This is a genomic window from Paenibacillus lautus NBRC 15380, assembly GCF_004000945.1.
Classification (GTDB): Bacteria; Bacillota; Bacilli; order Paenibacillales; family Paenibacillaceae; genus Paenibacillus_AQ; species Paenibacillus_AQ lautus.
Genome location: NZ_BIMF01000001.1, coordinates 640,539 through 660,234 on the forward strand (window position 1 = coordinate 640,539; position 19,696 = coordinate 660,234).

A 19,696-nucleotide genomic window follows, 5' to 3' on the forward strand; every position below is an offset into this window, starting at 1 on the left:
ATGCAACCCGGAAATATACCAAGCGAGTTTCATATTCAATTAAAGCGTCTCCCTTTTGCGACAGATGTATACGAAAGCTGGCGGGAAATTGAATGGCACAAACTCAATTTTTTCGATAACTAATTCTTCAGCTAATTTTTTTTTCATTTGAAGAGAGTACTGAAACGCAACAAAAATCCCTCCTGGTTTAAGTGCTTCAATAATCTGATTCAGTAACGTTTCTCGCATTTCACTTGTGAAATTGAAAAATGGTAGTCCACTTATAATACAGTCTAGTTGATTGATCCCATCTCGATTCATTTTTTTAACTAATTGGCATGCATTTGAATGACATACGAAATCCGGGAATGCTATTTTTAAATTATTTCTCATTCTCTTATCCCTTTCAAACAATAACACTTTTGTTGATTTATTTAACTGTTCCTTCATGAAACGTGTGATAGCACCTGTACCTGCCCCAAGCTCTGCGACTGCCTCTACCTCATTCCATGGTACAGACTGAATCATTTTAGCAGCTAAAAATCGAGAACTAGGTATAACACTTCCCACTCGCTGTGGATTCTTGAAAAATCCTTGCAAAAAAATTAAAGACTCATTGATATTCAACTGTTCTTCCCCCATTATTTTTTCTCCTCATTAATTACAGACACCATAAGAGATCCAAAGTGTACACTCGCATCTAGAGAGCTGAACATCGGATCAATTTAGCAGTATCTAAAATACAATCTCCCCCAAATATCTGCCTGCAGTAAAAAACAATGCAGTCCATAAAAAAACACTAGAGTAAGATATAAGGGCGAATTTTTTGAATTTAACCCCTTCTAGTCCAACAACTAAAGGAATAATATACCGAACAAGTGGAATGAATAATCCTAGACACATTGCTAAATCTCCTCGTTGCTTAAAAATCTTTTTTGCTTTCTGAAAGTGACGATTATCTTGAAATCTAATATTAATATTCCTTCCAAGAATTCTGCCTGCAAAATAAGATATTGTAATGGCTGTTATTAAGCCAACGAATATGAAAATATAGGTTATCCAGGGATCTAAGACACCCGTGTTACTCAGTATGCCACCTGTTAAGATCGTTACTTCATTTGGAACCGGGATTCCAAATGGCCCTAGGGAGAAAGCTAAGAAAAATGCCAGGTAACCGTATTGCTCAACTAATTGTATGATGGTATCACTGATCATGTTTTAGCTCCTCGCAATGTTTTCAACATGTAAATAGTAACGAAAAAGTCTAAGGATTTACTGAGGTTATATCTAAAGAAAATCTGAAGATTTCGCTGACTCTTATTTATTTCTTAATCTTTCGATGTCACTTTCCCCAAAAATCTTGATGACACTCCCGGCATACCTTCATTTTGTTCCCATGGCTGTTCATACGTTACCTCTCCTAATGGATTGAATATTTGGTATAATCCTTCCGAGGTGAAAATGATGAATGGTAAGAAATTTGTTGTTATCATGGTTCTTGTTTTGCTAGTCATATGTGCTTGCTCTTTAGTCGTAGCACAACTCTTGAATTCACTTGGTCGCCCAAATATATAAAAATCAGCCTTGCTTTCATTTTGCCGTCTCTCTTAATTCCTCCCGATAGTTTCTTTTCGATTTACGGCTTCTTTTTACTTTTCCAAAAGGCAAAAAAAACAAACAGACCGCCATCCGACTGGGGGATAGCGGTCTGTTCCATTCTTCTTGATTTAACTTAAAAGCGTCTCTGAAGCCAGCGTAAATCCTTCAATCGCGACATCTTCGTCGACTTCAATCATGATGCAGCGTTTGCCTTGGAAATTCACCTGTTTGACATACCTTAAATCCTGCGGGCTAATGGAAATCGTAGCTACCTTGGTTTCGATCTTAATGGATTTGGAAGTATACTTCGGCATGACGCTGGTTGCTTTCATCTCATAGTTCTTGTTGTCCACGATGGTTTCGAATGCCCGCTCCACCTTCTCGGTTGTCACGTCCTCTACGCCGCTTGCGTTCAGTACGCGCTCCAGATCTTTATAATCCAGCTTCGGAGGTTCTTCCTCCTTCGTCTCTTCGTTAATTTCGATCACCCGGTTAATTTCCTCGTACACCTGGGCAATGGTGGCTGAATCGAGCTGTTCGCCGGCTACTTCCTTGACGATATCTTCGAAGATCGCTCGCTCTTCAAGTGCCGTCACGGATCTTTCTCCGTTCAAGACCTGTTCAACAAAATGGGGATCCGGAAAATTCGATTTTCCCGTACAATACAAAATACGATTCACATCGGAATAATTGTCCGTCACGCTAGGGTACAGGAATCCTTGCTCTGGCGCACTTAACTTGATAATCGGATCTACAATGACATTGTACTTGAACTCCCGCTCCACATAATCGAACAAGAGCGTCTTCCGTTGTTTCTCCGTAGAATTCACGCTGCATAAAATGAACGGATGGGCGAACACCTCGTTCTTCTCGCTTTCTTCCGCTTCATCGTTTCTCGCCTTGGTCGGCAAATAATACTGTCCCCGAACGAACGTGACCACCATATCACGCTCATATTGGGCATCCTTCAGCATTCGATCCACCAGCATCAGCATCAAGTCCTGCCATTCTTCCGGATCACCCGACACGAGAGCTTGGTGAAGCATGACCTGCGCCGGTTCCTCCGCTGCTTCCTGAAACCTCAATTCGAACAATTTTTGATCCAGTTCGCCGGTCAGCAGTTTTTTGAAATTACCCATGTATAACTCTTGCTTCTCCCGATCCACCAGCTCGAACGGCAGGCGCTCCCAGTGGTAGATTTCATTCGTTTCCTTCGTAATATAGACATTGAGGATATCGTAAATATTCATTAAATCGTGATCCAGCTTAAATTGCTTGCGTATATTGGCGACTTCTTTTTTGTTCATATCGGATTCGGCAGCTCCTTAGATATATTCTAGCTTATATAGTATAAATTATTGGAACGTAAATTGGTAAGCGATCTTGCGGCTTGCATTGCTGTGCCTAAGGTCCATTCTCCTGTGCACCTGATCCTCTATTGTTGCATATTTGATTACCCGAGTCGAGTACATAACCTAGTGGGAGCCCATACCAAAAAGAGATATCCTTACTCGAAGGATACCTCTTCTGATAACTCAAACCTATTCATTCAAACAACCTTTGATGTTTATGAAAAAATCGGTAAAAGAATTGTACATTGTCCAGCTCAAACCATTCTGCCGTCTGCAAAATCTTGGCATCGAGATTGTAGATCTTCGCATGAAGCGTACCCAGAACAAACGGAGAGTGCGTGGCAATAATGAATTGACTGTCAAAATAACGCGCCAAATCGTTCATTTGCTCGGCCAGCTTGATTTGATTCGCCGGCGAAAGCGACGTTTCCGGTTCATCCAATAAATACAGTTGCCCGGGAAGCAAATATTCCTCAAAAAACTGCATCGAGCTTTCCCCGTTCGAATACTTCTCCTGAGAGAATTGAATGATATCCATCTTCTTCTTGAATTCATACGACTGCTCCAGCTCTTCTACCTCAGCCTTGCTCTTTCCCTGTACGAGCTGTTCATGCAGCAGCCCTTCGCGAAGCGCGCTTTCCTGCTGTATTTTCTTGATTTCATACAACAGATCCTCTGACTTGACGTACCGGCTCCCATCGGGAAGCTTATATATGGGACGCTCCTGATCATCATGCCCGAGTTGATAGCTGCTTTCCTCGATAAACCGCTGCGCATATATGTTGTGACCATAGCTTGTCATTCGCTCAGCGCCCGCGATACCCAATTTATTGGCGATCAGATTCAGCAAGGTGGATTTGCCGGAGCCATTACTGCCGTATAATACCGTGATTCGATCAAACAGCAGAACTTCCCCTGCCATGTGCCTGAACACATGATCGGGATATATATTTGGGTTGCTGGAAATGGTAGAAGAGAGTTTGAAGTTACTTAAATATAGCATCGCCCTCGCTCCCCTCTCGGAAAATGAAATGCTTCGTCAGATCTTGGTTATATGTCAACATTTCCTCTCCCCTCATGTTCTTATAACCGATCAAAATTTCTCCCTAACCGATTTACGCAAGCTCTCCTGGAAGTATATAACTTCTTCATAAGCGAAGGCTTCTCCTGTTCGATGCGACATTTCAGACCGACTTAGCCTACGGATTCAGCCTTTGCAGCCTGCTTGATGTATAGAAGAAGCTAGGCATACCTATCAAATGTCTCGAACTATATCAAATGTCACGCCCTGATTCGGGGTTTCTGCTGTTGAACGGGTCAACACGCAGCATAGAAAAAGAGATGCCTCTCGGGTCCATAAGCAGCCCTTTGAGTCATCCCTTTTAGCTCAAGATGAGGTTTATCCGAATTTAGTTATTCCAGTATTGCTTGGCAATCTGTTGACCTTGATCGATTTTTGCCCATTGCTCGGCTTCGCTTAGCTCGTTACCGCCATCGCAGGATGCAAAGCCGCATTGATGCGAGAGCAGCAGACGATCTTTATCAATGATTTTGGATGCTTCGTCAAGTAGACGGATTACGCGTGCTTCATCATCAAGTGTACTTGTTTTGGAAGACAGCAAGCCCAGAACAATCTCCGTTTCAGGTCTGTCCTTGAAAACCTCCAGTGCTTCAATCGAACCCGCACGATCATCATCCCACTCCAGGAAGAAGCGATCATATTTCAATTGCTTCAGGAACAGGTTGGCGATTTTCGCATAAGATCCGCCGCCCATGTTGCGGGAATCGTAGTTACCGCGGCAGTTGTGTGTCCACATTTTCAAGCCGAGGCTATGACCGAAGTCAATCACGGTATTGTTAATATCAATAAATTCGGTGGCGAGACCCTGTACTTCCGCTTGATTAATATGCTCCCCTGTAAACGGTGAGTTCGGGTTGTCGTCTGCAAACAGCTCCCACAGGCAATCATCGAATTGCAGGATTTTGCCGCCTGCCGCAGCGAATTCCGACACAAATTCCTTATACGCCTTCACAAGGCCCGCTTTGAGCTCCTGTTTGTTCTGATAAACCGCATCCGTGCCGCCAATGTTATCCGACCAGGAGAGTTCACCGAAAATATGGGAAGGAGACGGTACGCAAAGTTTCGTTTGCTGATCGCCTGCCGTATCTTGCAGCTGTTTGAACAGTTGAATGAAGTGATGATTCTTTCCGCTCAGTTCGCCAGTAATGCGCAGGCCAATATCTTTGCGTGTTTCATATTTCGAGGTTCCGTCCACATCCCGGAAAAAGTAGCCATGGTCCGCGATATATCGCTCAACTCCGCCAAAGCCCCACACAAAATCCAGATGCCACATCGATTTGGAGAATTCGCCGTCCGTAATAACCGATAGGTTATGCTCGATTTCCTTTTTCACGACCTGTTTGATCGCCTCGGTCTCGCACTCGGCATACCCTTCAAAATTCTCATAAAAAGGATACTGGATGTCATCACGATGTTCAATTTGCGTTTTATATTTCAGCAGCTCTTCGGGCCGCAACAAACTTCCTACGATCTGGAACTTATCAGTCATGTACATAACCCCCTCGTTGTATAGCGATATCATATCACGACGAGAGGAGTTATAAGGCATACCAAAATCTCATAACTAGTTATAGCTAAAAGCTATAGCAAGCATGACGGTTGAGATTTTCCAAAAGAAAAAAACACAGCCAAGTCGGCCATGTTTTCCAATTCACAGTCTAGTTAATTTCCGCGTTCATCTGCCTCATCATGAGCCTTGCTTCCAAATTCATCAAGCAACGCACGTACTTCACTTGTTGACTTTGCGTTCATTAAGTTATTTCTGAGTTCACTTGCCCCTCGGAATCCACGGACATAGATTTTGAAGAAGCGGACAAGGGCGCTGAAGGAGCGCCGCATCTGTGCGGAATATTGATCATGGAGATCCAGGTGCAGCCGCAGCAGATCAAGCAATTCCTCACTGCTATGATCCTTCGGCTCCTTCTCGAACGCAAATGGATTATGAAAAATCCCACGCCCAATCATAATGCCATCCACACCGTATTGTTCAGCAAGCTTCTGGCCGGTCTGACGGTCAGGAATATCCCCGTTAATGGTTAGAAGTGTATCGGGCGCTACCTCATCACGAAGCTTCTTAATCTCCGGAATCAGTTCCCAGTGAGCGTCGACTTTGCTCATTTCCTCTCTTGTCCGCAGATGAATGGACAGATTCACAATGTCTTGTTTCAAAATATGGGTCAACCAGTCGCGCCATTCGTCTACGGCACTAAAACCGAGCCTTGTTTTTACACTGACGGGCAGTCCCCCGGCTTTGGCCACCTGGATAATATCCGCTGCAATGTCGGGACGGCAGATCAGGCCGCTTCCCTTCCCATTCTCCGCTACATTCGCTACAGGACAGCCCATATTAATATCGATGCCTTTAAACCCTTCTTTCGCCATGCCGATACTCATTTGACGAAAGAATTCCGGCTTATCTCCCCAGATATGGGCTACCATCGGCTGTTCATCCTCTGTAAAAGTCAAACGCCCGCGGACACTGTGGTTCCCATCCGGGTGACAATAGCTCTCGGTATTCGCAAACTCCGTAAAAAACACATCCGGTCTGGCTGCTTCACTTACGACATGGCGAAACACAACATCCGTCACATCTTCCATGGGCGCCAGTATAAAAAAAGGTCGTGGTAACTCACGCCAAAAATTTTCTTTCATATTAAAAACTCCTCTATACATACCGGGACAAATCTTTGTCCCTAAATAGTAAATACAACCTGTTCTAACTCTTGCTTTTTCTTCACTTATAGCATGTTTAAGCAGCGTAAATCAAACGGCAGTATATGTTAATCGCAGCAGTGAAAGTGTTCCTTAAAACGATGTGACCGTCAATGCAAGTTCATGCTCATCACGCCCTGCGCCGTAGTTCATAAAAATACTGCACAATGGGATGCTTTAACTTCATCTTCTCGGCCATGTTTAAAACCCGCTTTTTGCCAACTCGTCTGTCTACCAAGGCTAGAATATTCAATAAGATATCATCACTCTCTATGCTTTCTTCTATAGAAGTAGATAAGAACTTATTCGCTGTAGCGACAAAATTGGATTTACTTAATGCAGCCTGTGCTGACAAAAGCTCCTTGGCAAGTACGGATACTTTTCTATTTCTTGCAATGACGTTTAGACGATCCTCTGGAACGGTCCCTTTGGTTTCCTTTCTGACCGCTTCCAATTCATCATCGCTGATCGGAATTTGGATATGGGGATCATTCTTAATTTCCAGCTCCGTCTGATACCATCGGATGGAGCTGGTTTTATCACTCATATGGAGTACGTTCTTCTTATCTACCGAAATATAACAAAGCCCTGCCTTATCAGGTAAATAACGATAACCGGTTGCGCGATATTCAACTCTTCCAGCTAATGCAGGACTGAGAAAACTCTCCAGCTGTTGCTTCAATTTGCTCCAGGACATGGTTCCTCCTATGTTTTCAAGCCCTGAGGGGCGCGGTATCCATCTGCACATCTTATTCAGTATGAATAAACCCCTGCCAAAACACAACCCATAACATGTCCCACATATTGAATGGAATATCTGCTTCTAGGTTCGTTTAGACAGCTCATCAAGGCTTCCTTGTCTGCCGTTCCCCTTATGTCCGAACCGTTTTTTCCAAATAATGCAACAGCAAAAACCATAAATCGTATACAATGATAGTATATTAGAACCAGATAGTACCGTATGAAAAGGAGTACTAAGGATGGAAGATTATTTACCTTATAAATCAAAATATTCCAGGTTCGACCGTGTCATTTTAACACTCGCCTTCACATTATATCCCGTCGGTCTCTTGTTGACATTATTCCGTGTACTTACGACTCATGTTCATCACTCTCGCAAGGGAAGAAATCATCGACTGATTGGATGGCTTTGGGTTTATACTTATATTTTAATCATGGGATTATTTATTTTAGCTTTTGACCTCAACAACCCTGAGGATGTTCAACTTTTCTGGGATTCTGCCTGGCTATATGGAATAATACTTCTAATTCCGGCTATCGTTTTTTTCATATTGGGCAGCCGGGCAGATAGCAAATTCAGCCTATTATTGCAGCAGTATTACCACCTTGTTATGAACAGAAGGATCAGAGAAATTGATCATATCGCCGTAGAGACGAAACAATCCCCCAGTCACGTCATTCGAGACTTGGATTTTATGATCACAGAGCATATGCTACCCTTCGGCCGAATCCAAAATGGCATCCTCGAACTTGAGTCCGAAGAGTATCATGAAGCCTATGATGATGAGGAATATGTAGACGAAGAAGAGGAGTATGAATACGAATACGATGAAAGCGAGGATCGCGGACCTAGATCCATAGAATGCCCGAGCTGCGGAGCCAAGATGATCGTGTATGCTAACGATGAGAAGGAATGTGATTATTGCGGTAACGTGATTAGCGCATAAAATCAAGACACCCAGGCAGTATTTTCTAAGCTCCCGCTTAAGAAATATAGACGAAGTACCAAATACCAAGAACAGACTGCCGTGGCAGTCTGTTCTTGGTTTTACTAATTTCATTCCACGTGATATGCAGCTAAATTGCGGATCAAAGGCTGCTCCACGCTGGAATGAATACTAACCCGCAATTGATCGGTTTCGACGGTGTCGAACCGGTCGATTTTTTTATGCCCGATCGCACTTCCACGTACAAGTTCCTTCCATTCGCCATGGCTGAATGCTTCGAGCACATATTCACGCACACGCTCCCCATGAGCAATGTCTTCCATGATGATTACGTGATTTACTGGCTGAATATACTCCAGCTTCAGAAGCAGCTCGGTTCCTTCTCCACTCGTTTGGCCAACCGGCTGCCCGAATCTGCGGCGGATTTCATCTCCGAATTCGATAACACGCTCCACATCCACTTCAGGCAGCAGCCCGCGGTTGTCCGGGGATATATTCAAGAGCAGCGTAGCGCCATGGCCGACCGAGCGGTAATAAATATCCAATACTTCCTCCAGGCTTCTTAAGCTTGCTTCATCGCCAGGATGCCAGAACCAGTGAAGCTTGCGGATCGGAACATCGCATTCAGCCGGTACCCAAGCCGGGGTCCCTTCCATCCAGGTCATCATATCGCTGGTGAACATACTCTCCTTCGCCGTGGTGGCCGTATTCCAGCACGGATAAGGCGCGACGCCGTCTTCATTCCCTACCCAGCGAATCGTTGGGCGCCCCATATTAAAGACCATTGCATCCGGCTGGTATTTATCAATCAGACCGATGATTCTGTTCCAATCGTATTCCCTGCCTTGGGAACCGGCTCCGTCGAACCATACTTCGACCAGCGGTCCATACCCGGTTAGAAGCTCCGTTAATTGCTCCGCATAAAAATCGTCATAAGCCTCTTTATCGGGATAGCAAGGTTCATGTCGGTCCCAGGGGGACAAATACAACCCGAACTGGAGCCCTTCCTCTCTGCAGGCATCGGCAACTTCCCGGACGACATCCCCTTTGCCGCCTTTCCATGGGCTGGACTTCACGGAGTAATCGGTCGTTTTCGTCGGCCACAGACAGAACCCGTCATGATGCTTTGCGGTCAATACCAGATACTTGAAGCCGGCGCGTTTTGCGGTCCTGGCCCACTGCCGTGCATCCAACTGCTCTGGATTAAAGATTTCCGCTGAATCCGTTCCGTCTCCCCACTCCTGATCGCAAAACGTATTCATACCGAAATGGCAGAACATACCCAGCTCCATATCCTGCCACGCCAGCTGCTGGGGGGATGGCTTTGCAAGTTCATTCATCCAATCATACACCTGCCTTCTATGAAAGTGATGATCCCCTGCGCAAGGGAGACCCGTGCGCAGGGAACCGATTTGGCATTATTTTCCGGCATCCAATGCCTTTTGATAGATTTCCAGGTACTGGTTCAGCTGCATGCCATCCAGCCCTTTCACATATGCATCCCATTCTTTGTTAATATCTTTGGAGCCTGTAATAAACTGGGCCATATTGGATTTCACGTAGTCGACAAGCGTCGTCTTGATCTGCGCAACGAGCTCGGCATCTTCTAGTGCTATGAACAATCCCCCTGGATATTGCTCCTTGGATTGATACGGTTCATATTCCTTGGAGACTTGATTCAGACGGGTACCGTATCCATCGGGAGCGAGCGGATCCTGAGGAGCTGTCCAGGACGCGCGATAAGCGTAGGTTCTCAGTGATGGACCGATCTGTTCCCAACCGTCATTATGCGTCGGCTTTTTGTCGGGGATAGGAATAGCTGTATATTTAGCCTGCTTTCCATCCATACCCTTTTCTCCGGATTCAGCTTTCCGCCACCCTTTGCCTTCAGGGCCATATTCCTGCAACAGGATCGCTTCTTCCGTATACAGATAATCCGCTAACCGGATGGCGGCAATCTGCTGCTCGCTCGTCGCTTTATTCGTAATCGCAAATTGTGAGACAGCGATTCCCGCAAAATTCAGCGTCTGCTGCACACCATTCGGGCCTTTCAGCGGAGGCAGGGCATCATAATCTTTATGACGCGGCGCCTTATCATCCATGCTGTAAGCATAACTAATTAATGCAGTTGATAACGTACCCATAATATTGTCCGGTTCCCGGTTGGCCATTTGCTGAACAGCATCGGCATTCTGGGTAAAGGCTGCGGGATCAATTAATCCCTCTTTGTACAATTGATTCAGATAAAGGAGGCCTTGCTTCCACTCTTCTTTGTTTGCCGTAAAATCAACTTTGCCATCCATGACGCGGAGGAACGTACCCGAACCCTTGTCGACGTAATCATCAAGGATAAACGAGTTCATCAGGAAGGCGGAGACGTTGCCTGCCCACATTTCATCCGAGCCTGTCAGCGGGATTTCATCTTGTTTGCCGTTGCCGTTCGGATCCTTCTCTTTGAACGCTTTCAGCACAGTATAAAATTCGTCAGTTGTCGTTGGAACAGGCAGTCCCACTTTATCGAGCCATTTTTTATTGATCCACATTTTGAGCGCATTGTCACAATGGTAGCATTCATTGACCTGCGGCAATGCATAGATGTTGCCGTCCGGAGTCGTGATGGAGGCTTTCATGTAAGGGATATCCTCCATCGCTTTCTTGATATTGGGTGCATATTGGTCTATCAAATCATTCAGAGGGATAAACACGCCCTGCGACCCATACTTCATTTGCTCTTCCTTGGTCAAATTCCCTTGGAGAATGACTTCAGGATAATCGCCGCCGGCCAGCATGAGCTGCTTGCGGTCGTTCAAAGCATTTTCCGGTACAAGGTCCCAAGCGATATTGATGTTCGTCTTCTCTTCAAGATGTTTGGTAAATAGGTTGGTATCCATGTTTTCGATTGACGCAAACTGAGGCGCGAACATTTTAATGGTCATCGGCTCCTTCACGATCGGATAGGAACCAACAGCATTAAATAAATCTTCATTGGCAGCACCGTTGTCGGCCGTCTTGCCATTTGACTGATTGCCGGAATTAGCTCCGCCGCAGGCACTAAGCAGCAGCATGCAAGCCATTAGGCAGCTAATGATACCTAGCCAGTTTTTCTTCTTCATGCTCTTTTCCATCGAATATACCCCCCGCTTATCATCAGTATTTCGGGCGTTTGGCCCTTTCCTATGCTTTTGCCTCCACCAGCTTTTGCCGTATCTGAATAATGTACAGCCTCACCTCCTTGATGCCATTATCGCTTTGTCATGATCAGCCCTTTAGCGAGCCGATCATGACGCCTTTGACAAAATGTTTCTGGACGAAAGGATATATGATAAGCACAGGCAAGCTGGCAACAACGATCAAGGAATATTTCAGCAAATCCTTGAGCCCCTGCTGCGCCTGCATCTGGCTCACATCCGCCATCATGGAAGCATCGACTGAATTCAGAATTAGAATGTTTCTGAGAATGATTTGAAGCGGGAACAAGTCAGGATTCCTTAAGAAGATCAGTGCATCAAAATAAGCATTCCAATGCCCGACTGCATACATCAATGTCATGACCGCAATAATGGGTTTGGACAGCGGCAGGACAATGCTGAATATGAACCGGATGTCACTGCATCCGTCCAGCTCCGCGGCTTCCGCCAATTCATCGGGAATCGTGGTTTGGAAAAACGTCCTTGCGACGATAACCTGGAATACCCCCAGTGCCCCCGGTAAAATCATGGCCCACCGCGTATCCAGCAGATGGAGATTCTTAACGACGAGGTAATAAGGAATCAGTCCTCCTTCGAACATCATCGTGATCACCAGCAGAACCATGAAGAAATTGCGGCCGTAAAGCGACTTCTTCGCCAGCGGATAAGCCAGCATAATCGTGAGCGTTACATTGATGAGGGTGCCGACAACGGTATAAAAGAGGGAATTCAGATAGCCGACGCCGATCTGCGGATTATTGAATACCGCCTTGTAGCCGTCCAGCGTAAAATCTACGGGAAACAGCCAAACCTTGCCCGATGTAACCGCCTGAGGCGAGCTGAAGGACGAGCTTACGATGTAGATTAATGGTACAGCTACAGCAATAAGAACCAGGGTCAAGAACAGATAGATCAAGAACATGAATAGGCGGTCGCCTTTCGATTCACGTATAGCGGCTTTTTTGAACATAGGGTCTCCTCTCTTTCCAAAGTTGCTATTGTTTACTGGCTGCGTAGAACAGGCCTACCACAAGCTGCTGTTCGACAGCTTTCTGGCGATGTAATTGACGGACACCAGCAGAATAAGATTGATGACCGAGTTAAAGAGACCGATCGCCGTTGAGAAGCTGAAGCTGGAGCCCAGCAAACCAACCTTGTACACATAAGTGGATATGACTTCCGACGTGCTTAAATTAAGCGGATTTTGCATCAGGTATATTTTTTCAAAGCCTAGTTTCATGATGTTGCCCAGATTGAGAATGAGCAGAATGACCGATACGGGAATAAGGCTTGGTATATCGATGTTCAGAATCTTTTGGATGCGGGACGCGCCATCTACTTTGGCTGATTCGTACAGCTCCGGGTTAACGCCGGACAGTGCTGCGATGTAAATAATCGCTCCGTAACCTGTAAATTGCCAAACATCGGACCAGACGTAAATGGACTTAAACAGGCCCGGTATACCCATAAAATTCGTATTACTCATACCTAACATCTCGAAAAATTTACTGATCATCCCCACATTTGGCGTCAAGTTGACGATAATGATCGAAACCATAATCACCGTAGATATGAAATAAGGGGCATATGAAACCATCTGTACCGTCTTCTTGAATAGGCCGTTGCGGATTTCATTCAGCGCGAGTGCCAGCAGGATCGGGGCGGGAAAGCCTACAATCAATCCGTAGAAGCTAATGCCAAGCGTATTCTTAATGTAGAGCCAGAAATTCGGCGAATCGAAGAACTGGCGAAAATATTTCAGTCCGACCCAGTCGCTGCCCCAGATTCCCTGGATTACGTTATAATTCTTGAATGCGATTATAATACCGGCCATCGGTATGTATTTGAAAATAATCAAATAAAGAACGGGTAACAAGAGAACGAGATACAACTGCCAATGACGCTTCATTTGTTTTCCTCTGGACCTTCCTTTCTTCGCTTCTGGCAGCGCTTTCAATGTTATGGGAGGTTTCGGTTCCAGGCTTGCTTCGGTATGAAGCCTAGAGGTTAGTCTCGGCATGCGGGTTAGCTCCTTTCGTTCATTTCTGACGTTCAGGTCCTTGTAATGTAATCCGAGTGTATACAACAACGACGCCCGGCAACAAGAAACAAAAATAAAAACGACTAACCATTTTCGCCTGGACCTCCTCATAGAAAGCGAATCAGGGTTCATTCAAGGCGGACGGAACGCCTTAACAACGGGTTCATTCTCAATCAAAAAAGGCAGCGATCCATGATCGCCGCCTTAACCGTTTTCTACTGCTGAATCATTTTCTCCCCGTTCCTTGGCCTTCCGGCCATTCCTGTATTCGCCCGGGGTAACTCCAGCTGTCCTCTTGAAAACGCGGGTAAACGAAATAGCATGGGCATATCCGACCCGCTCTGCGATCTCCTGCACGGAATAATCGGTTTCCGTCAGCAGCCGCTTCGCTTCCTTCATACGGATATCAATAAGGAAATCAACGAACCTTTGTCCGGTATTTTCCTTAAACAATTTGCTCACATATTTGGCGTTCAGCTGAAAGCGATCGCCCAGCATTTCAAGGGACAGATCCGGATTCGCATAGTCACGCTCAATTAAATCGCATATGTTTCTAATGATGCTGGAGTATTGGTTGTCATTATGAATCTGCTTCATCTGTTCATAATGCTCCGTCAGCACTTGTTTAATTTCCTGTCTCAGCTGTTCCAGGGAATAGGAATTATCTACCTTAACCGTCAGCTTCGGCAATCCCTCCTGTATCCACTTGTTGTAAATTTCCTTGCCTAGTCCCGACATTTCGCGGCCGGTGTAATAAACCAGATAATTCATCAGGCTGAATATTTCATCATTGGTCAAGAAGCTGTTCTTCAGCTGTTCAAACCATTTATCGTAATCCTCGCTCCACTGCTCCTTCTGCATTCTGAAGGACTGGATAATTGCACGAATCTCACCTAAATGCGTATAAACCTCGACAATGCCATGGCTCGAAATATCCTCGCTGCGGATCAAACGATTCTCACCGAGCACAATTTTATACTTTAAGGCTTGCATCGCATCTTTATAGGATTGCGGAATATCGCCAATCTGATCTGTCGACCGACCCATTCCCATCGTAATTGTAAATTTCAAGTTTTGGTGCGTCCACGCCAGGATTTGTTCCGCAATCGGAACCAGTACGGCCTCCTCAAACTTGTCCTGATCCCGTTCTTCAAACAGAATAATGGACAGGTTGGAAGGTGATGTCCATTCCGACCACAGCCGGCAGTCCCATTTCGAAGCGATCTCATCCACGACAGTCCGCAGAGTGAATTTAAGCAGATCTTGATCGGTCTTGGAATAATCCCGACAGAAATCCCCGTACTTATCAATCTCCAGGATGAGAATACAATATCGATCCAGTGGCAGCGGCAATTCAGTCGAGCCGCTTCAGACTTCCATTCGGATACAGATAGAGGCGAGTCCCCTTCGATCAGCTGGCGGAACATAAACCGGGTCCTGACATGGAGATCCTCCCGGTATTTCTCCTGATATTCCTTGGATTGTTCCAGTATGTTGTCAAAGGCGGATTCGATAAATGCGAATTCATCCAGCTTCCCCTTACGTCGGTTACTGCTCACCACCGGAAGCGAATAGCTGCTGAAACGGGCAGCGATCTCCTCAATTGGCTTGGAATTTCGCCTGGAAACATAAATCATCCATAGGAAGCCGATGGCAATCATGCCAAGACCTATGATAAACCAAAGATTATAGAGATAAGAGACAGCGCTTACAAAACCGTTGTTCAACAAACCGCTTCCATAGTTCCAATTCGTATAGCTTGATACATACTGGGAATTGACTTGGGATGGCGGACGATCCGCTTTGGTGCCGAACAAATGATTTCCGGAGGTATCCTGAACCTGAATGAAGCTCATGTTGGAATCCAGCATCTCTTCGGTAAGCTTGTTCAAGGATTCCGTGCTCACATTGACGACGATCATGCCTAAGTCGTTTTTCATATAAGGCGATCCTCTGACCAGGCTGACCACCTGCTTGCCGCCCTTCATTTTAAATTGTTCGAAATTTCTCGCGCCTGTCCATTTCGGCGTTTTCGATACTTGATATTGTTCAATAAATTCATGGTCCGGATATGTACTTATGTATCCATTCGTGGCATTGCTGAGCACATAACCGTCCGAATTCCTCACCAGATAAATCGAATCGATCAAGGGATAATAATTAATAATCTCCTTGAGCTTCTGAACAGCTTGAATATTGATATATGGATCGCCAACGGCAGATGATTGGAAAAAATCATTCAAAGCCTTGCTGTTGATGCTTTCGAGGACGATCATATTGTCGATCACCTTCAGAGACGTGTCCACCATGCGCATCGCTTGCAAGGAGAGCGACTTATTGGCGTTAAGCGCCTCCCGCCGGCTCTGTTCGCTGAACAGCTGAAAGAAAACAAAAAATATAAAGGTAATCACAATAACAAAAATAGGCATATAGGAGAGCAATAGACGCTTGTACCAGGATCTCTGCATGATCAACCCTCCCGCGTTTTCTCATAATTTTTTATATTATAACTTAAAAAGCATCTCTTGGGTTATAGGTCTCCATAGTCATAACGATACGCCCATACCTATTTTCATTCAACAAATTTATAAACAAAAAAAGAAGCGGGACAATGCCCGCTCCGTTGTTGTAAACCTAGTATGCCGTATTGAATATTTTATAGCAGCGGGTTCTCGTGTTTCGCTTTCAGAATCGACCAGCGCCGCTTCACTTCTTTTTCAAATTCACCAAGCATTTCTTTGTTTTCTTCCTTGAGCAGATGTCTTGATTTGCCCATGTATTTCAGCCAGTCGCTGAGCGGCACCTGTTTTTTCTTCGCTTCAGGATCGTACGTAATGTTCGTTTCTCCTTGCTCCACTTCATACAGTGGGAAGAAGTTTGAATTCACGGCCGCGCGGACGATGTTCTCCCCATCCTTGTCGCTCGATTTCCAGTTTAGCGGGCATGTGATCAGCAGCTTGCCGTAGACGGTACCTACATTCTGGGCGTACCACTGCGCTTTTGCCGCCTTTTTCACAAGATCCAGCGGGAATGCTTCTGTCCCCGTGAATACATACGGAATATGCGCCGCCGCCATCATTTGCACCGTATCTTTATGATGGAACGCTTTGCCCTGCTGCTGTTTGCCGACACCGGACGTACTGGTCATGTGCCCTAATGGTGTGGAATACGAAAGCTGTGCACCGGTGTTCATATAGCCTTCATTATCATATTCCAGAATGATCAGGTTATGGCCCCGCAGCGCCGTCCCGATGGCCGAACCCATCCCGATGTCCATGCCGCCGTCGCCGGTCACCATGACAAAAGTGAAGTCCTCAGGAACTTCGATTTCCCCGCGGCGTTTCTGCTCAAGGAACGCTTCTACCGTGCCGGATAAAGTAGCCGGTCCGTTCTGGAACAAATTATGAATGAAGCTCTGCTTATGCGAGTTATATGGATAACCCGTTGTTGTGATATAAGCGCAGCCGGTATGGAATAAAGTAACGACATGGCCTTCAATCCCTTTGAAAAAGAGCTCCAGCGCCGGGAAAATACCGCAGCCCGGGCAGGCTCCGTGGCCGGAAGCAAACCGTTTCGGTTTCGCGGCAAGCGCCCGCATCGGCGGTACTTTAACGGATAGTTTACTTGTCTCTTCATCAATCGTTACGGTGATCAGGCCAGATTTAAAGCTGTCTCCATTCATCGGGGCAATGACCGGCTGCAGTCTTTGCTCTTCATCTCCCGGTGTTTGACCGTAATAATCAAACGGCACTTTGGCATAACCGAGCTCCATTGCCTCGATCGTCAAGGCAAAAAAAGCTTCCGCGTCATCCGCGTAATAGTCTTTCCCGCCAAGTCCAAATATGCGGGACAGCACAATAGGCTGCGGACCACGGATTTCCTGCAGGGCCGCTTTGACCTCATGGGTCAGATTGGCCCCGTGCGCACCGTAAGAATCGGCACGTTCGCCAACCAGCAGCGCTTTGATACCTATAAGCGCCTCGCGGATTTCTCTTGCCGGGAACGGCCGGAGAATATTCGGGCTGATTACGCCCGCTTTAATTCCTTTCGCCCGCAGCCGATCCACGACGTCTTTGGAGGATTCGGCCGCCGAATTGAGCAGGAATAAAGCCACCTCCGCGTCTTCCATTCGGTACAGATCAAGCGGCGAATAAGGCCTTCCGGACAAAGCCGCGTATTCCTCTGCCACTTCCTTGAATACCTCGCCCGCACGGTACATAGCGTTTGACTGTTGGAAGTGGTTATTCATCAAATCGTCGCCGTTCATATAAGCCCCAACAACGATCGGGTTATTCTCGTCCAGCACATGTGGGTATTCAGGCGCCTTTTCCCCTACAAACGCCTGAACGGTTTCCCGGTTCGTAAATATTTGTACCCTGCGTTTCTGGTGCGATGTAAAAAATCCGTCATAAGCTACAATGACCGGCAGGCGTACGTCTTTATGTTCCGCGATACGCAGCGCCATGATATTCATGTCATACACTGCCTGCGGTGAACGGGCGGTCAAAATGACCCAGCCGGTATTCAGACCGTAGTAAAGATCCGAATGGTCACCGCGAATATCCAGCGGTCCGCTGACTGCACGCGTCACCAGATTCATGACCATCGGGAAACGTGTGCCCGCCTGCACAGGAAGCTGTTCGATCATATACAGGAAACCATTCGCACTGGTAGCATTGAATACCCGTGCTCCGGCTGCGGCCGCACCGTAGCAAATCCCCGCTGATCCATGTTCGCCGTCAGCCGGAATCAGCTTGATGTCATGTTCGCCGCGTGTACGCATCATGTCAAGATATTGGGCGATTTCCGTAGATGGTGTAATCGGAAAATAACCCATAATGTGATAGTTAATCTGGGCAGCTGCCATGGCAGCCATTTCGTTGCCCGATTCGAAGACTGCCGTTTGAGCGGCCGCCAGCTTGTTCTCCGTTGTTTCTTGAATTTGCATATTCATGATCTGACTCCCTCCGCAGTTAAATAGGGAAATGATTGCGGCACACGGTGCTGCTCCGCATAATGCGACTCTTCTAACATGGCAGCCAAAGCGGTGGTCGGACAAGCTTCGATACACTTCAAGCAGCCTTTGCAATACTGATAATCGATGCCTTTCATAAACATCTGCATATTCCCGCGCTTATCCGGTTTCTTCTCCCACACGATGCAGAAATCCGGACATACCGTATCGCAGGCGGCACAGTGAATGCAGTCCTCGATCTTGTACTCTGGCAAATATCCCTGCCGGGAGCCGCTAAGATCCTTCAGGACACTGTTCGCCGTAACGTTCAGAATCCCGCCCAGCTCCTGCGTTTCATATCCAAGAATCGGCTGCGGTCTTGCGAAAGCGATTTTGTCTTTAAGCTCTGAGCTATTTCCCAAGGAAAGGAACTGGACTTCGTTATATCCTCTGTCAAAGGTCCGCACATTCGCTTCCACGAGGTGGGGCAGCTTTTTCTCAAATGTTGTGCGGATCACCTGCCGCATATCGTCCGGGTTCAGGAAGCTGCAAATCCGGAACAAAGCCCCCAGCATGGCCGTATTCACTTTGGTTTTCTCCTCAACGGAAATTTTCAGCGCATCCACTACGGCCAGCGTTCCCTGCGTCATGTTCAGATCCACGGCCACTTCGGAAAGGTCTCGCGCCGTATTCACAAGCGCCGTTCCATCAGGCTGTAATCCGCTTATGACATCGATCGTCTTATGCAATGCTTCATGAAATACACCGACGACATGCGGCTGCTCAATGGGACTGTGATCGCGGATTTCCACCTCGGAATCGCAGAACCTTACGAAACTCTTCACGGGCGACCCTTTTTTCTCCGAACCATAGCTGGAAAAATTCGAACCGTTAAGTCCGGAGCCGGTGACCCCAGCTTCGGCCAGCATTTTTCCGGCGAGATTGGCGCCAAGCCCGCCGATGGATTCGAGACGGATCTCGAAAAATCCCAGTTCATTCTTTTGAGGTAAAATCGACATGTTCTCTCCTCATTTCTTCTTAGGTCATTAATTCCAGTTTAAAAGAAGAAACGGACCGGGTTTGTGATTAAACTCACTACTTA

16 protein-coding genes are annotated in these 19,696 nt (G+C 46.4%); 2 read left to right on the top strand and 14 right to left on the bottom strand.

Going from position 1 to position 19,696, the window contains the following annotated elements; genetic code table 11:
• Positions 1 to 39: 39 nt before the first annotated feature.
• The 7 genes from PLA01S_RS02780 to PLA01S_RS02810 all read right to left on the bottom strand — a co-directional run bounded on the left by PLA01S_RS02780 (position 40) and on the right by PLA01S_RS02810 (position 7,420).
• Entirely contained in the window at positions 40 to 621 is a 582-nt protein-coding gene (locus PLA01S_RS02780) for a class I SAM-dependent methyltransferase (protein WP_127589952.1), read from the bottom strand.
• A 93-nt stretch (positions 622 to 714) separates the two neighbouring features.
• Positions 715 to 1,194 carry a DedA family protein gene (locus tag PLA01S_RS02785; RefSeq protein ID WP_127589953.1) on the bottom strand — a complete coding sequence of 160 codons (480 nt, stop codon included), beginning with the start codon at positions 1,192 to 1,194 and terminating at the stop codon, positions 715 to 717.
• Between the two features lie 512 nt (positions 1,195 to 1,706).
• The gene (locus tag PLA01S_RS02790; RefSeq protein ID WP_127589954.1) at positions 1,707 to 2,885 is read right to left on the bottom strand and encodes a DUF4317 domain-containing protein; all 1,179 of its coding nucleotides are present in this window, start codon (positions 2,883 to 2,885) and stop codon (positions 1,707 to 1,709) included.
• Positions 2,886 to 3,123: 238 nt separating this feature from the next.
• Positions 3,124 to 3,852: an AAA family ATPase gene (locus PLA01S_RS02795; RefSeq protein WP_246059288.1), complete on the bottom strand. Its 729-nt coding sequence runs from the start codon at positions 3,850 to 3,852 to the stop codon at positions 3,124 to 3,126.
• A gap of 487 nt (positions 3,853 to 4,339) precedes the next feature.
• A complete protein-coding gene (locus PLA01S_RS02800; protein ID WP_127589956.1) occupies positions 4,340 to 5,500 on the bottom strand; it encodes a cobalamin-independent methionine synthase II family protein in 1,161 nt (386 codons plus the stop codon).
• A gap of 173 nt (positions 5,501 to 5,673) precedes the next feature.
• Positions 5,674 to 6,663 carry a tRNA dihydrouridine synthase gene (locus tag PLA01S_RS02805; protein ID WP_127589957.1) on the bottom strand — a complete coding sequence of 330 codons (990 nt, stop codon included), beginning with the start codon at positions 6,661 to 6,663 and terminating at the stop codon, positions 5,674 to 5,676.
• 190 nt (positions 6,664 to 6,853) lie between these two features.
• Positions 6,854 to 7,420 carry an SF0329 family protein gene (locus PLA01S_RS02810; protein ID WP_127589958.1) on the bottom strand — a complete coding sequence of 189 codons (567 nt, stop codon included), beginning with the start codon at positions 7,418 to 7,420 and terminating at the stop codon, positions 6,854 to 6,856.
• 283 nt (positions 7,421 to 7,703) lie between these two features.
• Here PLA01S_RS02810 and PLA01S_RS02815 point away from each other — a divergent pair, with 283 nt between their 5' ends.
• On the top strand, positions 7,704 to 8,411 hold the full coding sequence (locus PLA01S_RS02815; RefSeq protein ID WP_127589959.1) for a hypothetical protein: 708 nt from the start codon (positions 7,704 to 7,706) through the stop codon (positions 8,409 to 8,411).
• A 110-nt stretch (positions 8,412 to 8,521) separates the two neighbouring features.
• Here the strand turns inward: PLA01S_RS02815 and PLA01S_RS02820 are convergent, their stop codons facing one another.
• From PLA01S_RS02820 to PLA01S_RS32375, 5 genes are all read right to left on the bottom strand, one after another.
• Positions 8,522 to 9,751: an alpha-L-fucosidase gene (locus PLA01S_RS02820; protein ID WP_127589960.1), complete on the bottom strand. Its 1,230-nt coding sequence runs from the start codon at positions 9,749 to 9,751 to the stop codon at positions 8,522 to 8,524.
• A 78-nt stretch (positions 9,752 to 9,829) separates the two neighbouring features.
• Positions 9,830 to 11,536, bottom strand: a complete 1,707-nt coding sequence (locus tag PLA01S_RS02825) for an ABC transporter substrate-binding protein (RefSeq protein WP_127589961.1) — start codon at positions 11,534 to 11,536, stop codon at positions 9,830 to 9,832.
• A gap of 133 nt (positions 11,537 to 11,669) precedes the next feature.
• A complete protein-coding gene (locus PLA01S_RS02830) occupies positions 11,670 to 12,569 on the bottom strand; it encodes a carbohydrate ABC transporter permease (RefSeq protein WP_009593409.1) in 900 nt (299 codons plus the stop codon).
• 54 nt (positions 12,570 to 12,623) lie between these two features.
• The gene (locus tag PLA01S_RS02835) at positions 12,624 to 13,619 is read right to left on the bottom strand and encodes an ABC transporter permease (protein ID WP_127589962.1); all 996 of its coding nucleotides are present in this window, start codon (positions 13,617 to 13,619) and stop codon (positions 12,624 to 12,626) included.
• A gap of 225 nt (positions 13,620 to 13,844) precedes the next feature.
• Complete coding sequence (locus PLA01S_RS32375; RefSeq protein WP_246059289.1) at positions 13,845 to 14,993, bottom strand: helix-turn-helix domain-containing protein; 1,149 nt, start codon at positions 14,991 to 14,993, stop codon at positions 13,845 to 13,847.
• Positions 14,994 to 15,865: 872 nt separating this feature from the next.
• Here PLA01S_RS32375 and PLA01S_RS32380 point away from each other — a divergent pair.
• Positions 15,866 to 16,084, top strand: coding sequence for a hypothetical protein (locus PLA01S_RS32380; RefSeq protein ID WP_246059290.1), 219 nt, complete (start codon positions 15,866 to 15,868; stop codon positions 16,082 to 16,084).
• 212 nt (positions 16,085 to 16,296) lie between these two features.
• On the opposite strand, the gene PLA01S_RS02845 is transcribed toward PLA01S_RS32380, so the two are convergent.
• Positions 16,297 to 18,594 carry a thiamine pyrophosphate-dependent enzyme gene (locus PLA01S_RS02845; RefSeq protein WP_127589963.1) on the bottom strand — a complete coding sequence of 766 codons (2,298 nt, stop codon included), beginning with the start codon at positions 18,592 to 18,594 and terminating at the stop codon, positions 16,297 to 16,299.
• Positions 18,591 to 19,613, bottom strand: a complete 1,023-nt coding sequence (locus PLA01S_RS02850; RefSeq protein ID WP_127589964.1) for a 2-oxoacid:acceptor oxidoreductase family protein — start codon at positions 19,611 to 19,613, stop codon at positions 18,591 to 18,593. Before PLA01S_RS02850 ends, PLA01S_RS02845 begins: the two co-directional genes overlap by 4 nt.
• Between the last annotated feature and the right edge of the window lie 83 nt (positions 19,614 to 19,696).